Origin of the sequence: Paenibacillus phytohabitans, from assembly GCF_013141775.1 — a bacterium.
GTDB classification, from domain to species: domain Bacteria; phylum Bacillota; class Bacilli; order Paenibacillales; family Paenibacillaceae; genus Paenibacillus_AQ; species Paenibacillus_AQ phytohabitans.
On the sequence record NZ_WHOB01000023.1, the window covers coordinates 131,207 to 153,294 of the forward strand.

Annotated in this window: 18 protein-coding genes; all 18 read right to left on the minus strand. The window is 47.5% G+C overall.

Annotated elements, in window-relative coordinates; genetic code table 11:
* Positions 1 to 12: 12 nt before the first annotated feature.
* The gene (gene fliD, locus GC101_RS10155) at positions 13 to 1,536 is read right to left on the minus strand and encodes a flagellar filament capping protein FliD (RefSeq protein ID WP_171717152.1); all 1,524 of its coding nucleotides are present in this window, start codon (positions 1,534 to 1,536) and stop codon (positions 13 to 15) included.
* Positions 1,537 to 1,549: 13 nt separating this feature from the next.
* Positions 1,550 to 1,909 (minus strand): flagellar protein FlaG, encoded by a 360-nt coding sequence (locus tag GC101_RS36035; RefSeq protein ID WP_246354263.1) that lies wholly within the window; start codon positions 1,907 to 1,909, stop codon positions 1,550 to 1,552.
* Positions 1,910 to 2,069: 160 nt separating this feature from the next.
* Entirely contained in the window at positions 2,070 to 2,840 is a 771-nt protein-coding gene (locus GC101_RS10165) for a flagellin N-terminal helical domain-containing protein (protein ID WP_171717153.1), read from the minus strand.
* Between the two features lie 158 nt (positions 2,841 to 2,998).
* Positions 2,999 to 3,742 carry a glycosyltransferase family 2 protein gene (locus GC101_RS10170; protein ID WP_171717154.1) on the minus strand — a complete coding sequence of 248 codons (744 nt, stop codon included), beginning with the start codon at positions 3,740 to 3,742 and terminating at the stop codon, positions 2,999 to 3,001.
* Between the two features lie 40 nt (positions 3,743 to 3,782).
* Positions 3,783 to 4,007, minus strand: coding sequence for a carbon storage regulator CsrA (gene csrA / locus GC101_RS10175; RefSeq protein ID WP_171717155.1), 225 nt, complete (start codon positions 4,005 to 4,007; stop codon positions 3,783 to 3,785).
* Positions 4,007 to 4,462: a flagellar assembly protein FliW gene (locus GC101_RS10180; RefSeq protein ID WP_171717156.1), complete on the minus strand. Its 456-nt coding sequence runs from the start codon at positions 4,460 to 4,462 to the stop codon at positions 4,007 to 4,009. The genes csrA and GC101_RS10180 overlap by 1 nt, the downstream gene beginning before the upstream one ends.
* Positions 4,463 to 4,546: 84 nt before the next feature.
* Complete coding sequence (gene flgL / locus GC101_RS10185; protein WP_171717157.1) at positions 4,547 to 5,455, minus strand: flagellar hook-associated protein FlgL; 909 nt, start codon at positions 5,453 to 5,455, stop codon at positions 4,547 to 4,549.
* 21 nt (positions 5,456 to 5,476) lie between these two features.
* Entirely contained in the window at positions 5,477 to 7,057 is a 1,581-nt protein-coding gene (gene flgK, locus GC101_RS10190) for a flagellar hook-associated protein FlgK (protein ID WP_171717158.1), read from the minus strand.
* A gap of 16 nt (positions 7,058 to 7,073) precedes the next feature.
* The gene (gene flgN, locus GC101_RS10195; RefSeq protein WP_171717159.1) at positions 7,074 to 7,574 is read right to left on the minus strand and encodes a flagellar export chaperone FlgN; all 501 of its coding nucleotides are present in this window, start codon (positions 7,572 to 7,574) and stop codon (positions 7,074 to 7,076) included.
* A 12-nt stretch (positions 7,575 to 7,586) separates the two neighbouring features.
* Positions 7,587 to 7,874, minus strand: coding sequence for a flagellar biosynthesis anti-sigma factor FlgM (gene flgM, locus GC101_RS10200; RefSeq protein ID WP_171717160.1), 288 nt, complete (start codon positions 7,872 to 7,874; stop codon positions 7,587 to 7,589).
* Positions 7,875 to 7,980: 106 nt separating this feature from the next.
* The gene (locus GC101_RS10205; RefSeq protein WP_039302660.1) at positions 7,981 to 8,388 is read right to left on the minus strand and encodes a TIGR03826 family flagellar region protein; all 408 of its coding nucleotides are present in this window, start codon (positions 8,386 to 8,388) and stop codon (positions 7,981 to 7,983) included.
* Between the two features lie 142 nt (positions 8,389 to 8,530).
* Entirely contained in the window at positions 8,531 to 9,409 is an 879-nt protein-coding gene (locus tag GC101_RS10210) for a ComFC family protein (RefSeq protein WP_246354264.1), read from the minus strand.
* Positions 9,410 to 9,476: 67 nt separating this feature from the next.
* A complete protein-coding gene (locus GC101_RS10215; RefSeq protein WP_246354265.1) occupies positions 9,477 to 11,756 on the minus strand; it encodes a helicase-related protein in 2,280 nt (759 codons plus the stop codon).
* Positions 11,757 to 12,252: 496 nt separating this feature from the next.
* A complete protein-coding gene (locus tag GC101_RS10220) occupies positions 12,253 to 12,696 on the minus strand; it encodes a hypothetical protein (RefSeq protein ID WP_171717161.1) in 444 nt (147 codons plus the stop codon).
* A 320-nt stretch (positions 12,697 to 13,016) separates the two neighbouring features.
* Complete coding sequence (locus GC101_RS10225) at positions 13,017 to 13,739, minus strand: response regulator (RefSeq protein ID WP_039303779.1); 723 nt, start codon at positions 13,737 to 13,739, stop codon at positions 13,017 to 13,019.
* 4 nt (positions 13,740 to 13,743) lie between these two features.
* Positions 13,744 to 14,901, minus strand: coding sequence for a sensor histidine kinase (locus GC101_RS10230; protein ID WP_042141753.1), 1,158 nt, complete (start codon positions 14,899 to 14,901; stop codon positions 13,744 to 13,746).
* A gap of 57 nt (positions 14,902 to 14,958) precedes the next feature.
* Positions 14,959 to 17,691 carry a stalk domain-containing protein gene (locus tag GC101_RS10235; protein WP_171717162.1) on the minus strand — a complete coding sequence of 911 codons (2,733 nt, stop codon included), beginning with the start codon at positions 17,689 to 17,691 and terminating at the stop codon, positions 14,959 to 14,961.
* A 231-nt stretch (positions 17,692 to 17,922) separates the two neighbouring features.
* On the minus strand, positions 17,923 to 21,972 hold the full coding sequence (locus GC101_RS10240) for an Ig-like domain-containing protein (RefSeq protein WP_171717163.1): 4,050 nt from the start codon (positions 21,970 to 21,972) through the stop codon (positions 17,923 to 17,925).
* Positions 21,973 to 22,088 lie beyond the last annotated feature (116 nt).

Below are 22,088 nucleotides of genomic sequence, written 5' to 3' on the forward strand. Positions count from 1 at the left end.
TCTCCCTTTTTATTAAGATAACATACTAGTCAAGCTGGATGATGTACTATTGTATTTATTCATAGCTGTTTCCATTGCGGTAAATTGTTTATAATATTGGGTTTCTTTCATCGTAAGCCTTCTATTCATATCAGCAATTCTCGTCTCAAAAGCTCTCAACTGGTCACCCATTTGGCTTGTAACCAAAAAAGAAGTTGTCAGGTCAGTACTTATTCGCGACGTTCCAGCCTTGTCATACATTGAGGATAGGGCTACATTATCGATTTTTCTCAATCGGTTGAAGAGACCGTCACTTGATGTGTAGTCTGTTTTGTTCGAGGTATCCGTTTGCCCTAACAAAGCATAGACATCCTCTGCATTGGACTCAAGAGCAGCACGCAGTTTTGTCTCATCCAGAATCAGTTTCCCTTTTTCACTATAGTTTCCGGTAGTAAGCCCTATCTGAGTAATATTCATTTTCTTTCCGTTAACCATTACATCGCCAATCATTGCAGTTCTCAAATCTACCAAGGCTTTGTCTATTATAGAGTCACCTTTAAGCATACCGCTTTTAGCTTTATTTTCCCACAGAGTAATCTCATTTTCTTTCATATCCGCCTTCTGCTCCGCACTTAAAGGCAAGTACGTTCTGAATCGTTCTTCAGATGTCTTTTGATTAAGTGTCGCAATGGTTGCATTGTAAGTCTCTACAAATGATTTAATCGATTCAACCATTTTATCTATGTCCTGCGAGACCTCTATCTGACTGGTTTGTCCTGTGGGAGTAGTTCCAGTTAAAGAGATTTCAACGCCGTTTATAGTAAATCTATTAGAAGATTGAGTAGTTGTAATTCCATTAATCACAACAGAAGCATCTTGTCCTTGTGTTACCTTAGACGTATTAAATTCAAAACCCTCTTCCAGTAATGCACCGGTTAGGACAATATCTTTGTCTCCGGTTTCTTTGCGGGTTAAAGACATGCGGCCTGTCGTTGAGTCATAAACAGCAGTAACCCCTGCGTCCTTATTGCTGTTGATCTTGTTAATCACAGATTCAATTGTATCTGAAGCTGAGAATGTTATTGTAGCAGGTGTTTCTCCGGCGATTCCGGTTCCTATGGTAATGCTTGTTTCAGTACCGGAATAAATGGATGAAATAGGCTGGGAAGAAGCAATGCCTGCATTTTTAGGAGTACCTGTAGAAGTTCCATCAGCAGCTTTGTAATCATTGGAAGCTATTGAAGTAGCCGTTGCCAGACTAGTCACAGAGATATTCAGTACTGAATTCGTGGCTGCCCCCGTTGCTTTTGCCGTTACTGCACCCGTTGCTCCAGTAACCGTAGCCTTTTTAGAGTTGATAGCCTCGTCTTTATTTAAAGTAGATAACTTCTCATTAAAGCTAACTAAGGTCGTACTAACTGTACGGTACCCTTCTCTCTTCCATTCTAGCAGTTGTTTCTGCTGGTTCAATTTATCCAATGGAACTTTTGCAGCTGTCATTAATTGCTTTACCATTGCGTCAATGTCCATACCTGAAGATAATCCGCTAATTCTCATAATACCCTCCTTTTTATACCCTCTCGTCTACAACAAGTCCGTTTAGTTCCATCAAGTTTGCAGCTACATCAAGTAACTTTTCTGATGGGATCTCTCTTATCAGGTCACCTGACTGTTTATCAAATACCTTAACCATAATTGCATGTGTCTGCTCATGGATGGATATTTCAAATGTTTTCTCCGGTCCTTGTACTGCTCTGATTGCTTTCTCCAATTGTTTAATCATTTGTTGTTTTTCGGCAGATTGGGTGGCTATGGTAATAGTTGCTTCGTCACCCTTACTTGAAACATCATTATGACTACTACCCTTCGTGAGATATACGACACCCGGTCCCGTAGGAGAACTTGCTCCTGATACAATTTTGTGGCTCAAAGCCTATACCTCCTTATTTATGTTGAGCAGTCGTCTAGTCAGTTGTTGTTTGTTACTTTATATATCGGAAAATTGAGAAGGAATATGTAGTAGGGTTTGATATGAAATAAAAGAAAAGAGGCCTTGAATTTCAAGGCCTCTTTCCAAAAAAATGTATAGATTAACGAAGTACAGACAAGATACCTTGTGGAGCGGAATTTGCTTGAGCCAGCATGGATTGCGAAGCTTGCAGCAAGATGTTGTTCTTGGACAGAGCAACCATTTCCTTAGCCATGTCAGTATCACGGATACGGGATTCTGCTGCAGACAAGTTCTCAACTGTTGTACCGATGTTATTGGATGTATACTCCAGACGGTTTTGAACAGCACCGAGTTTTGCGCGTTCAGTCGATACTGCGTTAATTGCATCCTCGATCTTACTAAGACCGGAGCTGGAACCCAGAGTACTGAAACTAGTAGTTGTAATTTTGCCAATTGTGATGGAACCAGTTGCTTTATCATTGACTGTAATTGTAGCACCTTTAGTAATACTGATACCGTTAAAAGTAGTCTTAGTCATGATATTATCAATTTGTTTACCCAGTTCAGACAACTCTTCATTGATATTGCTCTTATCATTGGAGCTATATGTTCCACTGGATTTTTGTACGTTCAGTTCTTTCATACGGGTCAGCATCGAAGATACTTCGTTCATTGCACCTTCAGCAGTTTGTACGTATGAGATACCATCTTGGGCATTACGTTGGGACTGTTCCAGACCACGGATTTGACCGCGCATGGATTCGGAGATGGATAAGCCAGCAGCATCGTCAGCTGCACGGTTGATGCGCAGACCGGAAGACAACTTCTCCATGTTTTTGCTAGTTGCATTTGTGTTCAGACCCATGTTACGGTGAGTGTTTAAAGCCGGAATATTGTGGTTGATAATCATTTGATATTTCCTCCCTGAAATGTTTTTATTTCCACATCCATGTGGTTAGCGTCTTCACAGGTCGGCCGCCCTGAAGTATTACCGCTCTAAAATATATATCGACTTTAAGATGAAGATTGTTTAGAGCAATTGCATAAATCTTCTCCTTTTTTATTTAATTATTTCATTTCCTCTTGTGACTGCCGGATCCACTTCATAAGTTCAGAACTTTTTGCTTTAGTTTCAGCAATGCCTAAATACCTTTTCGCCTTTTCTTTATCGACAACACTCATCTCTCTTCCAAGATGAAGCCATAATCTTGCATTCTCATTATCTTCTTTTAAACTTTCAATGAGCATAGTTAAATTACGTTTCTTTTTTTCTTTTATATCGATAACATTGATATCATAACCATCGTGCAGCAGATGGATATCACTTTGAATTCTCTTTAAATTGCCAAATGAGATCTGTTCGTGAATTTTATCTTCGTATCTTAATTCAGCCGGAAATAATCGTACGTATCCATTAGGGATAGATTCAGTAATAACACCATTCACTGTATTATCATAGACAATATCAAATACTGCCTGCTCATTCTTCTTATTCATTCTATTAACATATTCTCTAACCTTAAGCTGATCCTGTTCAGGCAGCACATCGTCGGAATCCACGACAAAAACCCAGCTGTTAGTCACCTTAGATAAAGAGTAGTTTCTGGCTGCTGAAAAATCATCCACCCAAGCAAAATGAAATAATTTGACGTGATCATGTTTAATCTGATAGGACTCTATGATGGCTACGGTTCTGTCAGAAGAGCCTGTATCCACTACTATCACTTCATCCACAGCATTTACAATACTATCCAAACATCTGGCCATACAGCGCTCAGAATCTTTTACAATTATAGCAGCCGATACCCCCATATATACTCTCTCTCCTATAAATCAATATTTCTCAAGTATCCTACTCTTGAAATCCCAGCATAGCTTTCTGAATGGTTTCAAGATCCATGACTGCATTTTGATTATTCTGCTGAATGGCGTCAAAGATCTCCTTGCGGTAAATATCAATATCCTTAGGAGCTGAAATTCCAATCTTTATAATATCTCCCTCGACAGATAATACTGTAACTACGATATTATTCTGAATTACAATTGACTCACCTTTTTTACGAGTTAGCACCAACATTAGGAATCACCGCCTTCATCGGTTTTCATTTCCTCATCTTCTGTCCATAGAAAATGCTTGGTACTGTAACGTGTGTTTTGCAGCACTATCTGTTTCCCTTTCAGATTTTTGATATTGAAAACAAGTGGTGCTAACAAGTTCACTGTGCTTTTATCCCGGTCACTGTGCCAAGTCACAATACATCTCACTGCAACCTGCTCACGGTCACTAACTTCTATATCCTGAATCGCTTCATCAGGAAGTACAAATTCGTAATTGGCATGAAAATCAAAAGGATTAACAGTAATAAATGTGACCTCTGGTTGGTCAACTGCACTCAGCAAACTGAAAACTTCATTATGCTCTTTCAGAGTAAATTGTCTCAATTGATCAAATCCTGGCATTCCGTTGGGAAACGTATATATTGGTGTCGTTGTTTGAATGGATTCTTCCTGTTGCACATGATCCGGTGTCATTTTATCATCCTCCTAGGAATATTAACAAAAGAAGCTATGGACTGCGTGTCCATAGCTTCTCATTTCGGTTTCAAAGAATCAAGTCTACCTCATAAAATCCATTAATGAAGGCTGTAATATCGAAGCAGAAGATTTCAAGGCAGCCTCATAGATAGTCTGGGCCGTGGTGGACTTGATCATGACCTCAGCAATATCCGCATCCTCTATCTTAGCTTGCAGCGTAGTTAAATTTAGATTTCGGTCATCCAAACGGGCTTGAACCAGTTCAACGCGGTTAGTCCGTGCACCTACTTCTGACAATGCAGCCTGCATTTTAGTGGACCTGGATTCTATTTTTGCAGATTGAGCTCCAATGCCTGCATAGTCACCGCTTCCTAATGCCGCGATCAGGTCATCCATCACCTTGTATACATTATCCGTATCGGTTGAAGCACCAAAAAAATCATTGCCGGAGGTATTCACCTGAAAGGTGGACTGATCCCCAATCGCATACTTCACTGCTTCTGTATCGGTATCGATCTGGGCAAAATTGGTCACAGTAGGTGATAACTCATAAGGAGCCTGGTTATAATTCTGTCCATTGAAAATATACTTCCCTCTAATTTGGGCGTTTCCAATGTTGCCTAATTGTCCTTTGAGCTGCTCCACTTCCAGTTTGATGGCATCCAGACCAGACTGGGGAACCGTCGAACTTGAAGCCTGGACAGTCAGTTCTTTCAGGCGTTGCATCACTTCTGTTGCTTGCTGCATCGTTGAATCGGTAAAATCAAGCCAGCTTACGGCAGCGTCAGCATTCGTCTGGAATTGCTCATTAGAAGCAAGCTCCGCCCTGTAGCGAAGTGCATAAGTCACTCCAACCGGATCATCGGAGGGTTTATTGATTTTGAGGCCGGTAGAGGCCTGATTAGCCAAATCACTTCTGGTGCTGTTATTTCTGTTCAGATTGCTGAGCGTCTGCATGCTCATCATTCCTTGAGTTACACGAATAGACATTAATGTACCTCCTTCCGCAGATTAGAGACCTACCCGGCCTGTTCCGTTAATTAGTTTATTGAGAAGTTCGTCGAACGTGGTCATGAACCGGGACGCTGCACTGTAAGCATGCTGGAACTTGATCAGGTCAGTCATTTCTTCATCCAGCGATACCCCACTGACAGAAGCACGGTTCAATTCCACTTGCTCTGTCAGCTGTTCCGCATTCTTAGCTTGACGTTCAGCTTCTTGTGTTTGTACACCCAGTTGGCCGACAATAGAGCTGAAATAATCATCAACGGTACCCGGTGTGGATAGAGCAGCTCCAAAGTCAAACTTGCCTGTCTTTAACCCTGCCATGGCTAATGCCATATCATTATTCCCAATAACAACCTTCTCATTAGAGATACCCACGCCGGTAACACGCATTGAAGTGGAAATTTTGTTAGGATCTGTTGCAATTAACGGATTAAGTGTAATATTACCTGCTGTTATGGCCCCACCATCCTTGGAAGTAAACAGAGCCAACCCCTTCTCCGGTGTGGTTCCGCTAACTGTATATCCTAATTGCAATAACCCGTTAATTCCTTTGACGGTCACTTTGGTATCCGTGGTGATGGTCCGGTTGTTATTTGCATTCGAATATGTAACAGCTGTACCGTTGGCTCCAGTATTGAGGACAGTGCCTTCAGGCAGAACTGTTCCGGCAGGCAGCGTAATTTCGATATCTCCATTGGCCAGCGTGTTGGCTAACTGATTCATCTGGCTCTTGTAGTCGGTTACGTATTTATCCCTGGACATAAACATCCCATAGACCTCGCCGCCGGTCAGTGTCCCGCCATCATAAGCGGACTTCAGACTCTCTGCTGTTACTGCGGTGACCTGATCTCCGGTTACAACCAATTGTCCGCCCAAAGTTACCTGGTAACCATCGCTAAGCTGGGTAACTTGAACATTCGCAAGCTTAGATAGCTTGTCGATAGCCAGGTCGCGTTGATCCCTTAAATCGTTCGGACTATCCCCCAAGCCTTCCAGCTTGGTAATGTTATTATTGAGATTAGCTACAGTCTGTACCAGGGAGTTCACTTCTGTAGTTTTGAGAGAAATATTACTGGTCAAATCAGAGGTCAAGGTATCCAACTGGGTGCTGATTTGATTCATTGCATCCGTAAGTGCCTGAGTTGTTTCTTTGACGATCTTGCGGTTAGTTATATTCTCCGGGTCCTGACTGAGGTCAGACCAGGCACTCCAAAAATTATCCAGGACTTTACGGATCCCAGTATCTGATGGCTCATTCATGATTGATTCAAGCTTCTGCAGCGTATCGAATCTGACGTCCCAGCTCCCTGAATTTGAACTTTCATTACGGTATTGATCATCCAGAAAGCTCTGTCTCACCCGTTCAATGGAAGTGAATTCCACCCCGGTTCCCATCTGACCGGCTGCTGTTGAGCGCAAGAATCCATAAGCCTCCATAGGAAGCGAGGCTTGCATCTTCACGACTTGTCTAGAGTATCCCTCAGTATTAACATTAGAGATGTTATGTCCTGTCGTGTTTAATGCAGCCGTCTGAGTATTCAGGCTTCGTTTGGCGGTTTCTATACTATGAAATGTTGAAGTCATCTTTATTCCTCCAAAATTAGGCCCGAGAATCAAAAAGTCCGGAGCGTTGAACCCCAACTGTTTTTCCCGCCGGATGGTGATACGTAGCTTCTGTCTCAGAATAATAAGACATGCTTTCAATTGAAAACTCTATATAGGAGAGCGCTTGTTGGAGCAGTTGCTGGTTCAGCATATTTGCTTCTTTCAGTTCCTGCAAAGTACCAGAGAGCCGCTTCTGTATATCCAACAGCTTCTGTTTGTCTTTAAGGTCAAATACAAGCCGGGACAACTCATTCAGGTTCAGGTTCAGGTTGGACCGTATCCCTACTCCCTGTAAAAAGATATATGCAGCTTGTGCCCGTTCTTCCTCCAACTGCTCAATTAGTTTCGATAGCTTGGATTCCTTGTTAAGGATCTTGATAAGTTCTTCTACCTTATTCTCCTTAATAGCCTGCTTCTTAGTAACGGCCAGATCCAGCATCTGAATATGTGCCTCGTCCAGCCGTTCCAGTGCTTCTAACAATGGTGTAAGTGTCATGGGTGTGTTCACCTAATTCTCGGAGGATTGCTTAAAGTAAGGGGCGAGTGTTTCTGCGAGTTTGGCTGCGTCAACTTGGTAGGTACCTGCGGAAACTTGTTGTTTCAGGCTTGCGATCTTGTTCGCGCGTTCGGCATCAACTTCGCTGCTCTTCTGCGCCTGCAATAGCTTCAATGCTTCATCCGAAATCGATACCTCGTCCTTGCGTGTGCTCTTCTTCATTTGTTCCTGCCTTTGCGATTCCGCACTCCGTTGATACGGGTTCATCGCGTTAATTCGTCCGGTCTCGTTAATTTTCATAACTTCCACCTTCCTTCTGATATAAAAAAGCCGATAATCTTTACTAAGTTTATCGGCCTTTGTTGAAACATTCTTTATAGCTGCAAACGTTTTTTTGCAGATTTTATTAGTTGCGGAACTTGTCCACGGCGCGGTATGCGGCATCTGAAGCCTTTTTGGTACTGCTTTTGTCCACAGTTTCCTTGGCTGCATTTGCCAGATCCTTGGTCAAACGGCTGCGGCAGCTATCGCACATATGCCCGTCCCGGATCAAGGTCCCGCAGACTTCGCAAGGGTACATCATGTTAGGTGCGTTCGCTATGGAAATCCGGCCCTCACGAATAAAACGGGTGATTTCCTTAATGGAGATCTCCGTGGCATCGGACAGTTCCTGAATATTTGTGCCTCTATTTTTGCGCAGGTAGTCTACACAGATTTCATATTCATGCTCTAAATCTTTGATACAAGGCTGGCACAGGTTCATTAAATTCTTAACATATAGCCGGCCGCATCTTGGACAATTATCTACATTCATTTCTACCGCGGCTCCCTTCCTTACATTCTGCACAGCTTATAAATATCTTATGCTAATAAGATTACATGATAGCTGAAGTTCCGTCTATGATTAGTATCGGTTGTGGAGCAGGTTTAATTTAATTTCCGAACGGCCGAAACCGCTAAGAACGTGCCCATGTCAGACTGTATATCTCCGCCGCATAGCCCAAATCACCAATGAGCCGGTGAAGTGCTTCAGCGCAGGCCCTCATCGTGCTCCCTGTGGTGTAAATATCATCGATAATTATAATCTGGAGAGGGCGATTCTGCAGCCGGGCTGCGATTGACTCCAGGTGTCCGCCCAGCCTTTGCAGAAGCTTCTGCTCTGTATTCCCGGCAAAAACCTGCTTCATATCGGCCAGACGTTCACTTCTGCTTTTGAAGCTTTGTTTGCCGGTATGCCGGGTACGAATCAGCAGCGGAAGCTGCGGAATTCCCCTCCGTAGAGATAATACATCTGCCAGTTGCTCCGCCTGATTAAACCCTCTTTCAGCCAGGCGGGCTGAGCTTACAGGTACAGGGACCAGCAAATCGGCTTGCCATAGGGCCGGGTGAATAAGAGAATAGTTTGGCTTCGCTGCTGAAAAAGGTCTGCGGGAAGAATTACTTTGTAGAGTAGCGATTTGTTGTTCACTCTGCTCTTGTTGGAGTATGGTATATGCCTTGTCCAGCATTAGGCCCAGTATAGGGGCCAAGCGTTCATTCCCTCTGTATTTGTACTGACCCAGCAGCTCGCGCATCTCACTTGTATAGGCCACCGCGCTGCGGTTGCAGCGGATCGGTACAGGCTCGCGGCTGCGGCTGCAATCCGGACAGCCGACATGGCGACCGCAGGTCTGACATCGGGGACAGCGGATCCACGGGATCCCTGTATGACAGCTTACGCAAATTCCGGGCAGTCCGGATGAAGGACGGCCTCTTTTACCACAGAACAGACATTGAGGCAGGGAAGGGGCGATTAATAGTCGGGCTTTTTTTATCCAAGACATTATGGAATTCATCTATAACCTCCTTCTTAAGGCTAAATGCAGAAAATTATGAATAAAAGAGTGTATGTAGCGTCATATCTCACAGGTATCCCTGCCTATGGGCAATCGCGTTCATGCTGCGAATCTGTGAAATGGCTCTGCGCTGCGACTTGCTCCACTCTGCGGAAGCGAATACGACGTGGCCGTCCGGATCATCTTTGGAGCGTCCTGCCCGGCCTGCCATCTGCACCAAAGCTGCCTCGTCAAACAGACTGCTGTCCGCATCCAGAATAAACACATCACTGCGCGGAACCGTAACTCCCCGCTCCAGAATTGTCGTCGTTACCAGAAGCGATATCGCACAGTTACGGAATTCCAGCACCTTCTCTGCTCTATCCGGATCTTTGGAGGAGGTTCCTTCCATAGGAACGCCAGGAAAAATACGATTTAAAAGCTGAAGCAGTCCTGCAATGTGGGCAATCCGCGAGACAAAGAGAAAAATCTGTGCTTTGCGGGCAAGAGATTTTTGCAAGGTGCGGATCAGACTTCCAGGGAGTCTCCCCTGCTTCAGACAACGGTGGAGCGGCGGCATATGTAAATGCACTGGGACCGGCAAGGGATGACCGTGAAAGCGGACGGGCACCCTCGCATGCGGCAGTTTTCCTGAACGGGCGAGGCGCTGTAATTCTGCCGGTGGTGTGGCTGAGAGAAAAATGAAGGATCCGGAGGGCTTGCAGATCTGCTCAGCGGCGTAGGCCAGCATGGGATCATTATGATAGGGAAAAGCATCGAGTTCATCGATGATGACCAGGTCAAAAGCTTGATTGAACCGCAGCAGCTGATGGGTTGTTGCCAGCGTTATACTGCTCGCATTCCAGCGGTCCTCGCTGCCCCCATATAGCACGGCGGGGGTATCCGCCGGGAAGGCCTTGGCCAGGCGCGGTGCTAGCTCCAGCACGACGTCACGCCGCGGCGTTGCGATCAGCGCCCGGCCTCCGGCTGCGAGCGCCGCCTCCAGGAGCGGGAACGTAATCTCCGTCTTTCCCGCTCCTGTCACTGCCCAGAGCAGGAACCGCTCTGGGCCTCTTGGGGCGGAGCGCTCCCGCGGCTCCGCCAGGAACCCCAGCGCAGCGGCGGCCGCAGCCGCCTGCGCTGCGCTAAGCCCCCACCGGCGTGCCGCTACGGTGGGGGAGACGCCTGCCGTGCAGCGCACGGCAGGCAGCGGCGCGCTGCGCAGCAGCAGCGCGCAAGCCCGGCTGCGCCCGAGTGCGAGGCAGGCCTCGCAATAGGCGCAGCCGGCAAGGCCACACGCGGCGCAGGCCGTGCGGCCCGTGGGTACGCTGCCGCAGCGCAGGCAGCGTGATGCCCCGCGGCGGGCGGCAGCGCCGCGCCGGGGCAGGTGCAGCTGCGGCAGGCGGAGCGCCGCAGCGTGCAAGAGGCGGCCGGTGACCACGGGGAACCGGCCAACAGTCAGGCGCGGGCGGACACCGCGCCCGGCAACTGCCTCGCTCACCCGTCCCAACACATGCACGCTCTGCTTCGCCTGACTCACCCACCCTAGCACTCCCCCGCCTTGTTCCCGGCTGCCTATCTGCCCTGTCTCTTTCCCGCTCTGCTTCATCTTCCTCCCCCACCCCAGCACTCCCCCACCTTGCTCCCGGCTACCTATTCGCTCCGTCTCTTTCACGCTCTGCTTCACCTTGCTCACCCACCCCAACACTCCCCCGCCATGCTCCCGGTTATTATAAGCAACTGCCGCCTCAATCCTTATCCGCCCCTGCAGATGCGCCAGCTGCACTGCAGCAGACCAATTTCCTGCCAGGTCAGGCAGCCGCTCTGCCACCAGCGCTTCCGCTTCGCCCTGCAGCAGGGAACGGCCGGCAAGCACTGCTGCCAACTGATTAGCTGCCGCTGCCAATGCAGCGGAGCCGCCCCATCCCAACAAGCTTTCCTTAGGAAATACCGGCTGACCACCATAGTTCCCGGAAATCGCAACCTCCTTCGCGCCTCCTCCCGTTCGGTCTAGCATGGATTCTCCACTGATAATTCTCGCAGTCAGCCACTCCTCTTCCCGCAGACCTCCTTCCTCCTGTTCTTGCCTGATCTCAGCCTTCAAGCAATTGGCAACATACCTTTTCCAGTCCTCCTTCTTCCATAGCGTCATGGCAGGGGAAGCTCTGAAGCCCTCGCGCAGCTTCACCCCCCAGCCCAATGGGAGCGACTGCGATAACAGCACAAGCCTGTCCGCTTGCCCGCCGCCCCAGCCTTCACCTCCCATTCCCTCACCCTTCCACCACAACCTGTCCACAGTCAGATTTAGCGAAACCCGGATCTCCCAGCTGCCATAGCACTCTACGGCATATACTGCTACTCTCATCAAATCCTTCCCTCTCTCCTTCAAAGTGGCACATCACCGAGACCATAGATTACGATCCCCCCGAATCCACACTAAATTAATTGAACTTTTATTTTTCTACTCCGCGATAGCCGTGACTACAGCAAACGTATGGACTCCGGCCACTGTCAGGTTTGGATTTAGCTGTACTTAAACAGCAGACAGCCTAACTGCAGTTACTGCAACTATTTATTGCTGTAACAGCCTATCTATCCACTGAAGTGTATTTCTTACAACTAAAATCCGGGAAAACCGCAGTTTGGCCTCATGTCCGCAATAATAAATGTACGAAGTGCAGCTATCTCCAGATATCCTGTCTAAATCTGAATAATAGCTGCACGAAATACAACTAAAGCAGCTGACCTTAAGTTTGGTGTCCGGCTGAACCACTAAGCAATCCGTGTCTGCTCAACAAACACAAAAAAGCACACTCCCCCATCAATGGAGAGTGTGCTTCACCCGTTGCCAACATATTTAATTATCATTCGCCATGCTTCGATCCGTATCCCCTGCTTCCCGGCAGCCGCATCATCTTCAGCGGAAATGGCTGCTCCTGTGTCCGCAGATCCAATACGTTTTCCTTCCGGTGCTCCGCTTCGCCAAGAGTGTTGTAGTGCGGCATTACCGGAGCGAACCTGATAGACGAACCGCTGCAGTCTAACCTTGAGGCAACCGCCAGCGTTCCGTCCAAGGAACCATCATCCATCAAAGTGACATACAGCGGTCTGCCCATCCAAAAAGCATAAACTGCGAGCATTCGGATATACCATTCCACAACAGCTTCATGATTGCGGGTGATCAGAATATAATGAAGCCGCTTTCCAGGCCGCCTTGCCTCCCGGCTCTCTTCTCTGCGATGCAGAATATGAACAAGGGCTGCTGCGGATGCATAGATAGACACAATCCAGATTAACTGGGCGATCATGGAGATGCACCTCCCTCTTATACCGACACTATATGCCGGTGATAAAGGGACGGTGACAGCCCACCCTGCCGGGACAGATGACCCGGTTATTCTGACTCTCTATATATCGCAAAGCACAGAATTTCCGCCTTCCTGCAGGAAGACAGATTAAAGCTTCCGGTTTCGGGTACATATTTAAATCAGCATTTTGCAAAATTCGAATATCATGCGGACTGAAACAATACTTTGACTGCAGCTAGACCGCTGCAATCAAGTTATGTACCGTTTTATAAGGATCATTAGGATTCTCCAAAACGCTCAGTTAAAAGTTTACGTGTGAATTATAATGTTACCCAGCCATATTTGATCGAATTGATGACAGCCTGCGTGCGGTCGTCGACTTCCATCTTCTGCAGAATGCTGCTGACATGGTTTTTGACGGTTTTTTCGCTGATAAAAAGGTATTCCCCAATCATCTTGTTGCTCTTGCCCTCAGCCATAAGACGCAGCACTTCTGCTTCGCGGCGGGTCAGCGGATTATTGTCGCCTGCAACAAATTTCACGCCTGCTTCCTTAACCGGAGTCTCGGCCATGGCACCTGTCTCGTTAAGATACGTCATGCGGCGCAGCTGATTGATCAGCTTGCCGGTTACCTTCGGATGAATGAAGGCATGGCCTTCACATACAGAGCGGATCGCATTAATAAGCGACTCTGCCTCCATATCCTTCAGCAAATATCCATTAGCACCCTTGCGCAGGGTTTCGAAGACGTAACTTTCGTCATCATGGATCGAGAGGATAATCACTTTAACATCCGGGAACATCTCCCGCAGCTTCTGTGTAGCCTCCACACCGTTCTCAATAGGCATATTAATATCCATCAGCACGATATCCGGCTTGTTGATATTGCAGAATTCAAGCACCTGGATGCCGTCACCGCACTCACCTATGACTTCAATGTCGTCCTCCATATTCAAAATACGTTTAAGCCCTTCACGAAACAACTGATGATCATCCGCCAAAAGAACCTTTATGGGCGATTTTCCAGAATTCTGGTTTTCCATCACATTACTCCTTTCCTTTGTCCACATTCGTCGGAATGTGAATTATGATTGTTGTGCCCTGGTTCTCTGCTGACTGTATTTCCACTCTACCTTCCAGCAATTCCACACGTTCACGCATTCCCACCAGCCCAAAGCTTTCACGGTTGGCTTGCTCACTGATCTTTTTCACATTGAAGCCTAAGCCATTGTCTTTCACTACGATCTTAATTAACTGTGCCTGATACGTAATTTCCACCAGAACATAACTTGGATAGGCATGCTTCGCCGCGTTGGACAAAGCTTCCTGAACAAGACGGTAGACTGCAGCCTCCATCGCTGAAGACAGCCGGTGCTCTTTCCCCCTTGTTTCAAAAGAAGTGCGGATCTTCGTCTTCTCCTCATAATCATGCACGTATTTCCGGAGTGTCGGAATCAGTCCTAAATCATCGAGGGCCATCGGACGGAGATTAAAAATCACTTTACGCATTTCTTCCAGGCTGTACCTTACCTGTCCCTTTAAGTCTATTACTTCGGCTTGTACCAGCCCAAATTCCTGCTTTACCAGCATTCTTTCTACAATTTCCGTCCTTAGGACTAGATTTGCCAGCATTTGAGCAGGACCATCGTGAATTTCCCGGGCAATTCTCTTCCGTTCTTCTTCCTGGGCCTGGATTATCTTGAGTCCAACCATTTGCGTGTTTTTCGCAGATTCGACAATTCTCGTCACTTGGCCTAGTTCTCCAGACAGATATTCCAGGACAACGCTCATTTGCGAACCAATCGATTCGGCCCGTTCCACAGAATTTTCGACACTCCGAGCCCGCATTTGCAGCTCATCCCGTCTACTCCGCAGGTAGGCTTCCCTCTCCCTCGTCATCATCAGCTCTAACTGAAGCTCCGTCGCTTTCTCGTAAGCAACCCGGATATCCTTCTCCGTATAGCGGACAAAGTCCCGGCTGACCTCGGTCAGCCGGATCCGGGAGCGGTGGTACTGCAGCTCCAGCTTGTCTACCTTTTGCAATGTTTCATCCGTTTCTTCCATAACCCGCTGCAGTTCTTTGGTGAGTGCAGCAAGCTCATCACGTGCAACCTGCAATATTTCAAAAATCTGATACTTGCTGCTCTCCATCACGTCGATGGTATTCTTAATGACGCGATCAATCGCATCGGCTTGAAATTCCACGGATGCTTGCCCCATTTCTATCGGATCGTATTAAAGGCTTTCCTTTATACTAACATATCACGATTCGATAGTTACGGTCTTCGTTATCTGTTCCCATTTTACAGTGAGTCCTAGCTGTTCTGTCACGAGTCTAAGCGGTACTAAAGTCCTGCCATTCAGGATTAAAGGCGCTACATCAGCACTCTGGCGTTTCCCGTTAAGCAGGAATTCCTTCTTGTTTACCGTCAGATCCAGCGCTTTCGCTCCACGAAGCACCATGATCTTCTTGGTATTCTGATCCCATATGGCATTCCCGCCAAAGGCATCAAGCACATATTTAATCGGCACATACGTGCTGCCATCCTTTACAATCGGCGCAACATCGATCGCCTGCTTTGTCCCGTTTACAAGCATCGACTTGGCTCCGATACTCATGGACGCCGTTCCCTTAGGCAATCCGGCTTCACTGGACAGCGAAGGCATAACGAAGGAAATATTATCAAAGGCTACCGTACCTGTCTTAGCCCGCTCGTCCTGGCCTTCCTCTACATTTACCACGTAAAGTCTCTTTAGGGAAGCTGGGAATTTAATCCCTGAACCAGAAAGATCAATATTGAGGTTCTTCCAGCCATTCCAGTCGATCACTTTGGCCAGATCAATATACGCTGTTGCCCCGCTGGCATCCGTTACCTCTGCACGCAGCCAGTTAAGACTCATATCCCCCATCACGTCTACGGACATAGACGTTGCCGTTGCCGGAATACTCTTGCCTGTTGTCCCGTTGAACTGGGCATAAGCATACATTTTACCGGTGCCAGCCGTCATGTCATAGCTAAGCGACAATACCTTCGAGCCAGCCCGTTCCGCACTGCCCGGGACAACTGCTGCAGTTCCCGTTACCCCCGCCGCGTTGGTTGTGAAGGCAAATGGATACGTGGCATTTTCGAAATTCTCCCAAGCCGTTGACGCCGCTGCAGAGAACACAACAGCTGTGCTGAAGCCGTCATAACGGGCAATGGCATATCCGGTTGTTACCCCCGGATCCACGGATTCGACAGTAAGCTTACCGTCACCTACATTCCCTTTAAAGCCGATAAACTCCCATTTCAGCGATGCAGCCGGAACGGCAATCGTTGCCCCGCTCTTCGACACCGCATTAACTGGAACAGATACGGAGGCTCCAGCTATAAGCGGCGCAGTAGTTGTGCTTGAAGTCAGACTTGTCAGGTCATCTCCGCCCAGAACGGTTACCTTGGTCTCTGCACTGGCCGAACCGCTGGTAGCCTTCAGGTTAACGGTTCCCGCCTTGACTGCGGTTGCTTCCCCTGCATTCACCGTAACACTGCCGCCGCTGGAGCTCCAGGCAGGATTAGCTGCAGCTACATCAATTGGATTGTAGTAGGTATCATAGCCTTTTAGAGAATACGTAGCTTTTTGACCGATTAACAATACAGAACTGCCGCTGATCTTAATTCCTTTCACTTCACCTTGTGGAGCAGAAGTATATACACCAAGGCCGTTAACGATGCTGCGCTGCTCTGTGCCGTATTCTGTATTAAAGGTAAGGGTAGTGGAGGTTTCCGCAAGCGGACGGTCTACCATCGTTGTAGAGCCCCCTCCGTCCAGGTTGATCCCTTTCCAGACACCGATATTGGTCATGAACGATTGCAGCTCCGTCAGAGACAGTCCTGCACTATTGTTATTTTTCTCAGCTGCAATGACATATACATATCGTCCATCCTCTGAATAACCCAGAGCTGTGCGGGCACGATATCCGCCGATGCTGCTGGTGGAGCGGGAGAAGGTCGCTGCTTTCCCGTTATTAACGAGAATGGTATGCCCCCCGATCATCATCTGCAGTGTGGATGGGTCAAACTCCTGCTGAGTAGTTTTGGAACGAAGCGTGTAGACACTGCTTAGCTTCTGGCCTACCACCAGATGAGCTTTTACAAATTGGGCTGCAAGCCCGTGAGTGCGCAGAATGTACGCCCCTTTAGGCACGGTTATCGGCAAGGCAGCGTCAGGGGAAATCTGGGTAACGATATCATTCTCTACCAGTACCTCTGTAGGCGTCGTAGAGCTGTTCTTAGGCCGCTCCAGCGCTGTCCAGGCATCTGTGTAGATATAGGCGGCATTGGCATGACTGTAGGTAGAACTGCCGCCCTCAGGGTTATAGGCCCCTTTATTGATGCCGGATAACGGAAACTGTGAACCATCCTCAGCAGTCAGCATGCCTTCGAATGTATATTCATCAATAACCGGCTTACGGTCTTTGGTCACAGCAAAAGCATACATTCCATCAAGCTGTGAAGGTGTAGATACTACAACCCCGCCTGATACTTGACCACCGATCGGTGCACCTTCCCCGCCGGTATTGAAGTAATCCCCGTTAACTGCGGCCACTGCTCCAGTTTCCGCCGCCATACCTCCGGTACTTTGCCGCGTAGTCAGATTACCGCCTTTGCCCGTCATTACATCTACAGACACATAGGGGTTATTCAGATCGACCCGAACCACGTCAGCCAGCCCTGTTACACTTTTGCCGGACCGCACGGTCGTAAATTTATATTTCATCATCATCGCGCCTGAAGTAATGACTTCTTCGCTCAGCTTTGTCACTGAGAAGGAGGCTGTAGCAGCTTGCGCTACTGAAGCGGAGCCTAAACTGAATAAGGAAGGCCCAGTGCTTCCAATAACCGGCATGATCCACAATACGCCTGCTAACGAGGCAGCAACCCACTTTTTAGAAGATAGACTTTTGTTTCCCCGTACCAACTCGCTATTCTTTTTCCCCATGAAAACTTCATTCATTTCAGTATAACTCTCCCATCTTATTTACTCTTAATGTATAAAAAAATATCTCTATCAATAGTTCCTGCTATTCCATTACATCTTTAATAGACTGGTTTTAGGCTAAAAAGTTGCGGAAATTGGCAGATTCCAACTCTACTTCAACCGGGGAAGCACCACATTTCTATCCATAAAAAAAGCATCCGGCCAAGGCCGGACGCTCACAGAACAAATATGACTGCTATATTCGGTTTACAAAAAACCTGCCATCGAAAGCATACGCTGCAGCATCACTGCAGCTTGGGCGCGGGTAGCATTGCCCTGCGGCTGAAATTCGGTGGGTGTCATACCGAGAATAATTCCCTGCTGGACCGCTTTGGCTACAAATTCAGCGCTTTGATTCTGAATCTTAGCTTTATCCTTAAAAACAGACAAAGCCGCAGAAGAGGTTCCATTCAACGTAATCGGCTTTCCGGAATACTCCATAGCCCGAATAATCATGATTGCCAGCTGTTCGCGGGTAATATTATCATTCGGACGGAAGGTAGCATCCGTATTGCCGGTGATAATTCCGGCTTTAGCCGCAGCCCCGATATAATCACCGGTTTGTGTGGAAGGCTGCACATCTCTGAACCGCTGCGCCGTCTCACGGTCACCCAGCAGTCCCAGCCCCCGGCTGAGCATGACAGCAAATTCGGCCCGTGTAATTTTTTGCTCCGGCTTAAAGCTGCTGCCATAACTGCTGTCGATAATATTTTTAGCAGCCAGCAGTGAGACTATCGAATTACTCCAATGTTTGCTCATGTCACTGAACGTCCGGGTGGAGAGAAATGTTCCAACCACCTGATTGCCGACTGTATTCGCCCGAATCACAGTACTGCTTCCAGCCGTACTGATTTTGGTAGGCAGATAGGTAGCATCATAATAAGCAAGATCCAGCCTGGCTGCTGAAACCTGATTACTGTTTAGTGTAGCAGTTGTACGTGCAGCATACTCAGCCGCTACGCTGAGTGCGCTGGCATTGGCATAGTTGCTGCTGACAGAAGCGGTCAGTCGGATATCTGTTAAGCCCGTAATAGCCTGCAATCCTTGCGATTGCAGCTTTTGTTCAAATGGCGTAAATGTGCCTGCCGGTACTTTTTCTATCCTTAATATAAGTGAAATATTGCTGCTGTCTGCCACCAGGTTTGCCGCAAGGCTATTCATATCGACGTTATTCAAAGGCAAGGTATAGAGATTATCTCCAAATCGTATAACCATTGCAGCTTTCTTATCCCGGTTTACTGCATTTAGAAGCGGCTTCAGCGGCAAGGTTACGTAAGCTGCCATTTCTGTAGAAGGCACTTCAAAGGCAAGCACGGAAGCTCCCAGCTTGTACAGGTAATCATAGCTTGCTGTCAAACGGTCCGCAGTTAATGTATATCTTTTGACGGACTGGCTATATATAGAACGGTCATCTGCAACCGTTGCCGAATCACTTTTGAGCAGCGGATATTCCTGGCCGAATTCGCTGGCAGCAAGTGTCCCCAGATATGAAGGGCGGCTGGAACTACCCGAAGAGGTTCCTGTCCCGTTGTAGACTGAGAGCGCAGTGAATGAAGGCAGCGGAATTCCGCTGGCATCCGTTATCGCACCGGATCCGGCCATATACGACAGGTCCACAACTTGCCCTATTTTAACTATGGTGGACAACGTCAGCTTCAGGACATTTCCGGAGACATAATAGGACTGAACACCAACACTACTGCCATCTACCCGGACTCCAAACTGATTCGTATAGAGTGAGGCAGAAGATGCTTGCATGTTCTTACTAAAGGTTACCGTAATCTCATCCCCTGAGATAGTAGCCGAACTAATGTCGGGTACAGAGGTTCCCGTACTTCCGGATACCGATACTGCCTGCAAATTAAGATAGGCTGCACGGTTACCGTTCAGGTCGCTGAGCCCGGCACTGCCTGGTACATACGAAAGGGTAGTATATTGATTAAGTGCAAGCGTACTCTGGAGCGTAAGTGTGACCTGAGTTCCGCTTACCGAAATGCCGGTTACATAATTGGGAGTGCTGGTACTGCCCACAAGAACAGAGAACTGACTGTTTAGCGGCAACGCAGATGAGGATATTCCTTCATTATAAGTCAGTACTATTTTATTCCCTGTTCCAACAGCATTCTGGAAGACCGGTGCAGTGGTATCACTGGTATTCCGGATATAGAAATCGTTAAAATTAGCAATGCTCTGGCCGTACTGATCCTGAAGCGGATAGGAGCCGGCGTAGTATGAGACTCGTATAGTCTGTCCGTTGGATGCAGCATTACTTAGGCCAAGTACAACGGAGCTGCCGCTAGAGCTGATGCTGCTCACTCCAAGGGAACCACCATCCGCATAGACATAGAATTGGCTATAGGCATTGGCAGAGACCGGCTTTAGGCTATCATTGAAATTCAGTGTCACTGTTTTGCCGGATAAAACTCCATCCCTTGGTGTAGGCAAGGCAGATTGAATTGAATTCGTAACCTGTTGTGATGTAAATGTGCCGGCTGAGTTGCCGTGGCTATCCTGAATCGTACGCAAGCCGCCTGAATAGCTTATCTTCACGACTTGTCCAACAGCTATTCCTGTTGAAAGGGTAATGTATACACTGTCTCCTTGAACATACAGACTTTCTATTGTGCGCTTCTCCTCATTTACCGTCGCTGCGAAGCTTGAATAGAGGAGAGCTACCCCCGAATTAAGCGTTTCGTTATATTTCAGACGGATCGTACGGTTGTTATCCAGTTGTGCCGACACGAGTGCAGGAGCAGTGGTATCCATTACCTCCGTCTGAAAGCTCCATGACGTCTTGCCGCTTATTCCGTCATATACCAGACCTGCAGTATTTGCGTCTGTAAATACGCCTTTGGCGATATCCACATAATACGTTGTTGCTGGATCTAGAGCAGCTGCGGGGCTGATAATGAATTCTTTGGCTGAAGCCCCATTGCTCACGTTAACGGGAACTTTGGTACCATTGCTCTTATAAAGCGTCACACCGTCTATAATAGTGCTGTTGTAGAGTGCATCTCGGTTAAAAGTGATTGTCATCGCTTTACTTACCCCTACAGATTCACTCCTGTCAGCAGGCGACAAGGCGGCAGCAGCAAGACCTGAGAGCGGGGTGGTCGTAAAAGTCCAAGTATAAGGACCCGAGGCCGGAAACACATTTCCGTCCCGGTCATAAAAAGCCCCTTGAGGGATCGTTACCGTGTAAGTCGTTCCGCTTAACAAAGGTGAATCATTCGTCGCTGGTGTGAACGCAATAGACTTCTCCCCGCCACCAACTACAGAGGTTGAGTTCACATTAATCCATCTGGTTCTGGAATCATCGGCTGTACCGGGCGAGACTGTAATGTATCCGGATCCCGGCATCATAGGACGGTCAAAGTTCAGCCTGAACACTTCAGTTGTAGGTACATTCACTGCACCCTTATCCGGAACTGTAGTTATATTCTTCGCCTCTCCGCCTATTGTAGAGAAACTCCAGACATTTCCGCTGGAGATCCCGGCAAAGGTTCGATTATCGTCTGCTTTGAATGCATATGAATCGATAAGTATATAATAATTGCTGCCCGCTGCTATTTTATTCGCGGCTATTGTCAGCTTCACTGTTGTCGAGGAAGCATCACTTTGCACATCTACACCAGGAACATCATCCCATATTTTAAATTCCTGAACGATGTCATTGTTGAAAGAAGACATTAACCGGATAGTTCCTCCGCCCTTCAACAGCTTTTTATTCAATTTGAAGCTTAATTGGGTTAACCCGGCAGCATCTACTCTGCTGTTATTCGCTGGTGTAAGCTCACTTGCTGCTATTGAGGTATCATTCTCAGGCGCTGTGACAAACGACCAGCTGGTGGCTGCAGACCCGTTACCTTCATTGTCTTTGAACAATCCTTGAGGGATCGATGCCGTGTATTTCGTATTGGGAGCAAGCTTCTTGTCTCCACCCCACTTAATATCATAAGCATTGGAGGGGCCCACCAGTCCATAACTGCCAACAGGAATCTTCACAAATTCAGCCTTTGTATCGCTAGTTATAATTGAGATTTCTCCAATTTGCGGACTTACCTGTCGATCGAAGCTCAGTCTGAGATTCGCAGCCGTGTTCACATAAGTGGCTCCTGCCGAAGGTGATACCGTAATGCCGAATTCAGCGGCTGCATACACTACCTGGTTTGTGAATCCGCTCAGGGGCTGCCATGTTCCCATCATCATGCTGCCTGATAGAATAATTGCTGTCCAGATTGAAATTTTCCTTTTCATGCCGTGATAGACTCCTCTCAAGCCATACTTTCGTCTTTTCGTATATTCTTATATTCGGTTAAAGGGCTTCCAAAGTTTAGAAAAGTGCTTGTCCGAATCTGTGATGCTCAACATGT

Bases quoted from the DNA above. Each gene is read 5' to 3' on its own strand.
- GC101_RS10220 (WP_171717161.1), bottom strand. From the start codon at position 12,696: ATGATCGCCCAGTTAATCTGGATTGTGTCTATCTATGCATCCGCAGCA.
- GC101_RS10205 (WP_039302660.1), bottom strand. From the start codon at position 8,388: ATGAATGTAGATAATTGTCCAAGATGCGGCCGGCTATATGTTAAGAAT.
- GC101_RS10240 (WP_171717163.1), bottom strand. From the start codon at position 21,972: ATGAAAAGGAAAATTTCAATCTGGACAGCAATTATTCTATCAGGCAGC.
- GC101_RS10225 (WP_039303779.1), bottom strand. From the start codon at position 13,739: ATGGAAAACCAGAATTCTGGAAAATCGCCCATAAAGGTTCTTTTGGCG.
- flgL (WP_171717157.1), bottom strand. From the start codon at position 5,455: ATGTCTATTCGTGTAACTCAAGGAATGATGAGCATGCAGACGCTCAGC.
- fliD (WP_171717152.1), bottom strand. From the start codon at position 1,536: ATGAGAATTAGCGGATTATCTTCAGGTATGGACATTGACGCAATGGTA.
- flgM (WP_171717160.1), bottom strand. From the start codon at position 7,874: ATGAAAATTAACGAGACCGGACGAATTAACGCGATGAACCCGTATCAA.
- csrA (WP_171717155.1), bottom strand. From the start codon at position 4,007: ATGTTGGTGCTAACTCGTAAAAAAGGTGAGTCAATTGTAATTCAGAAT.
- GC101_RS10170 (WP_171717154.1), bottom strand. From the start codon at position 3,742: ATGGGGGTATCGGCTGCTATAATTGTAAAAGATTCTGAGCGCTGTATG.
- flgN (WP_171717159.1), bottom strand. From the start codon at position 7,574: ATGACACTTACACCATTGTTAGAAGCACTGGAACGGCTGGACGAGGCA.
- GC101_RS10180 (WP_171717156.1), bottom strand. From the start codon at position 4,462: ATGACACCGGATCATGTGCAACAGGAAGAATCCATTCAAACAACGACA.
- GC101_RS10235 (WP_171717162.1), bottom strand. From the start codon at position 17,691: ATGAATGAAGTTTTCATGGGGAAAAAGAATAGCGAGTTGGTACGGGGA.
- GC101_RS10165 (WP_171717153.1), bottom strand. From the start codon at position 2,840: ATGATTATCAACCACAATATTCCGGCTTTAAACACTCACCGTAACATG.
- GC101_RS10210 (WP_246354264.1), bottom strand. From the start codon at position 9,409: ATGAATTCCATAATGTCTTGGATAAAAAAAGCCCGACTATTAATCGCC.
- flgK (WP_171717158.1), bottom strand. From the start codon at position 7,057: ATGACTTCAACATTTCATAGTATAGAAACCGCCAAACGAAGCCTGAAT.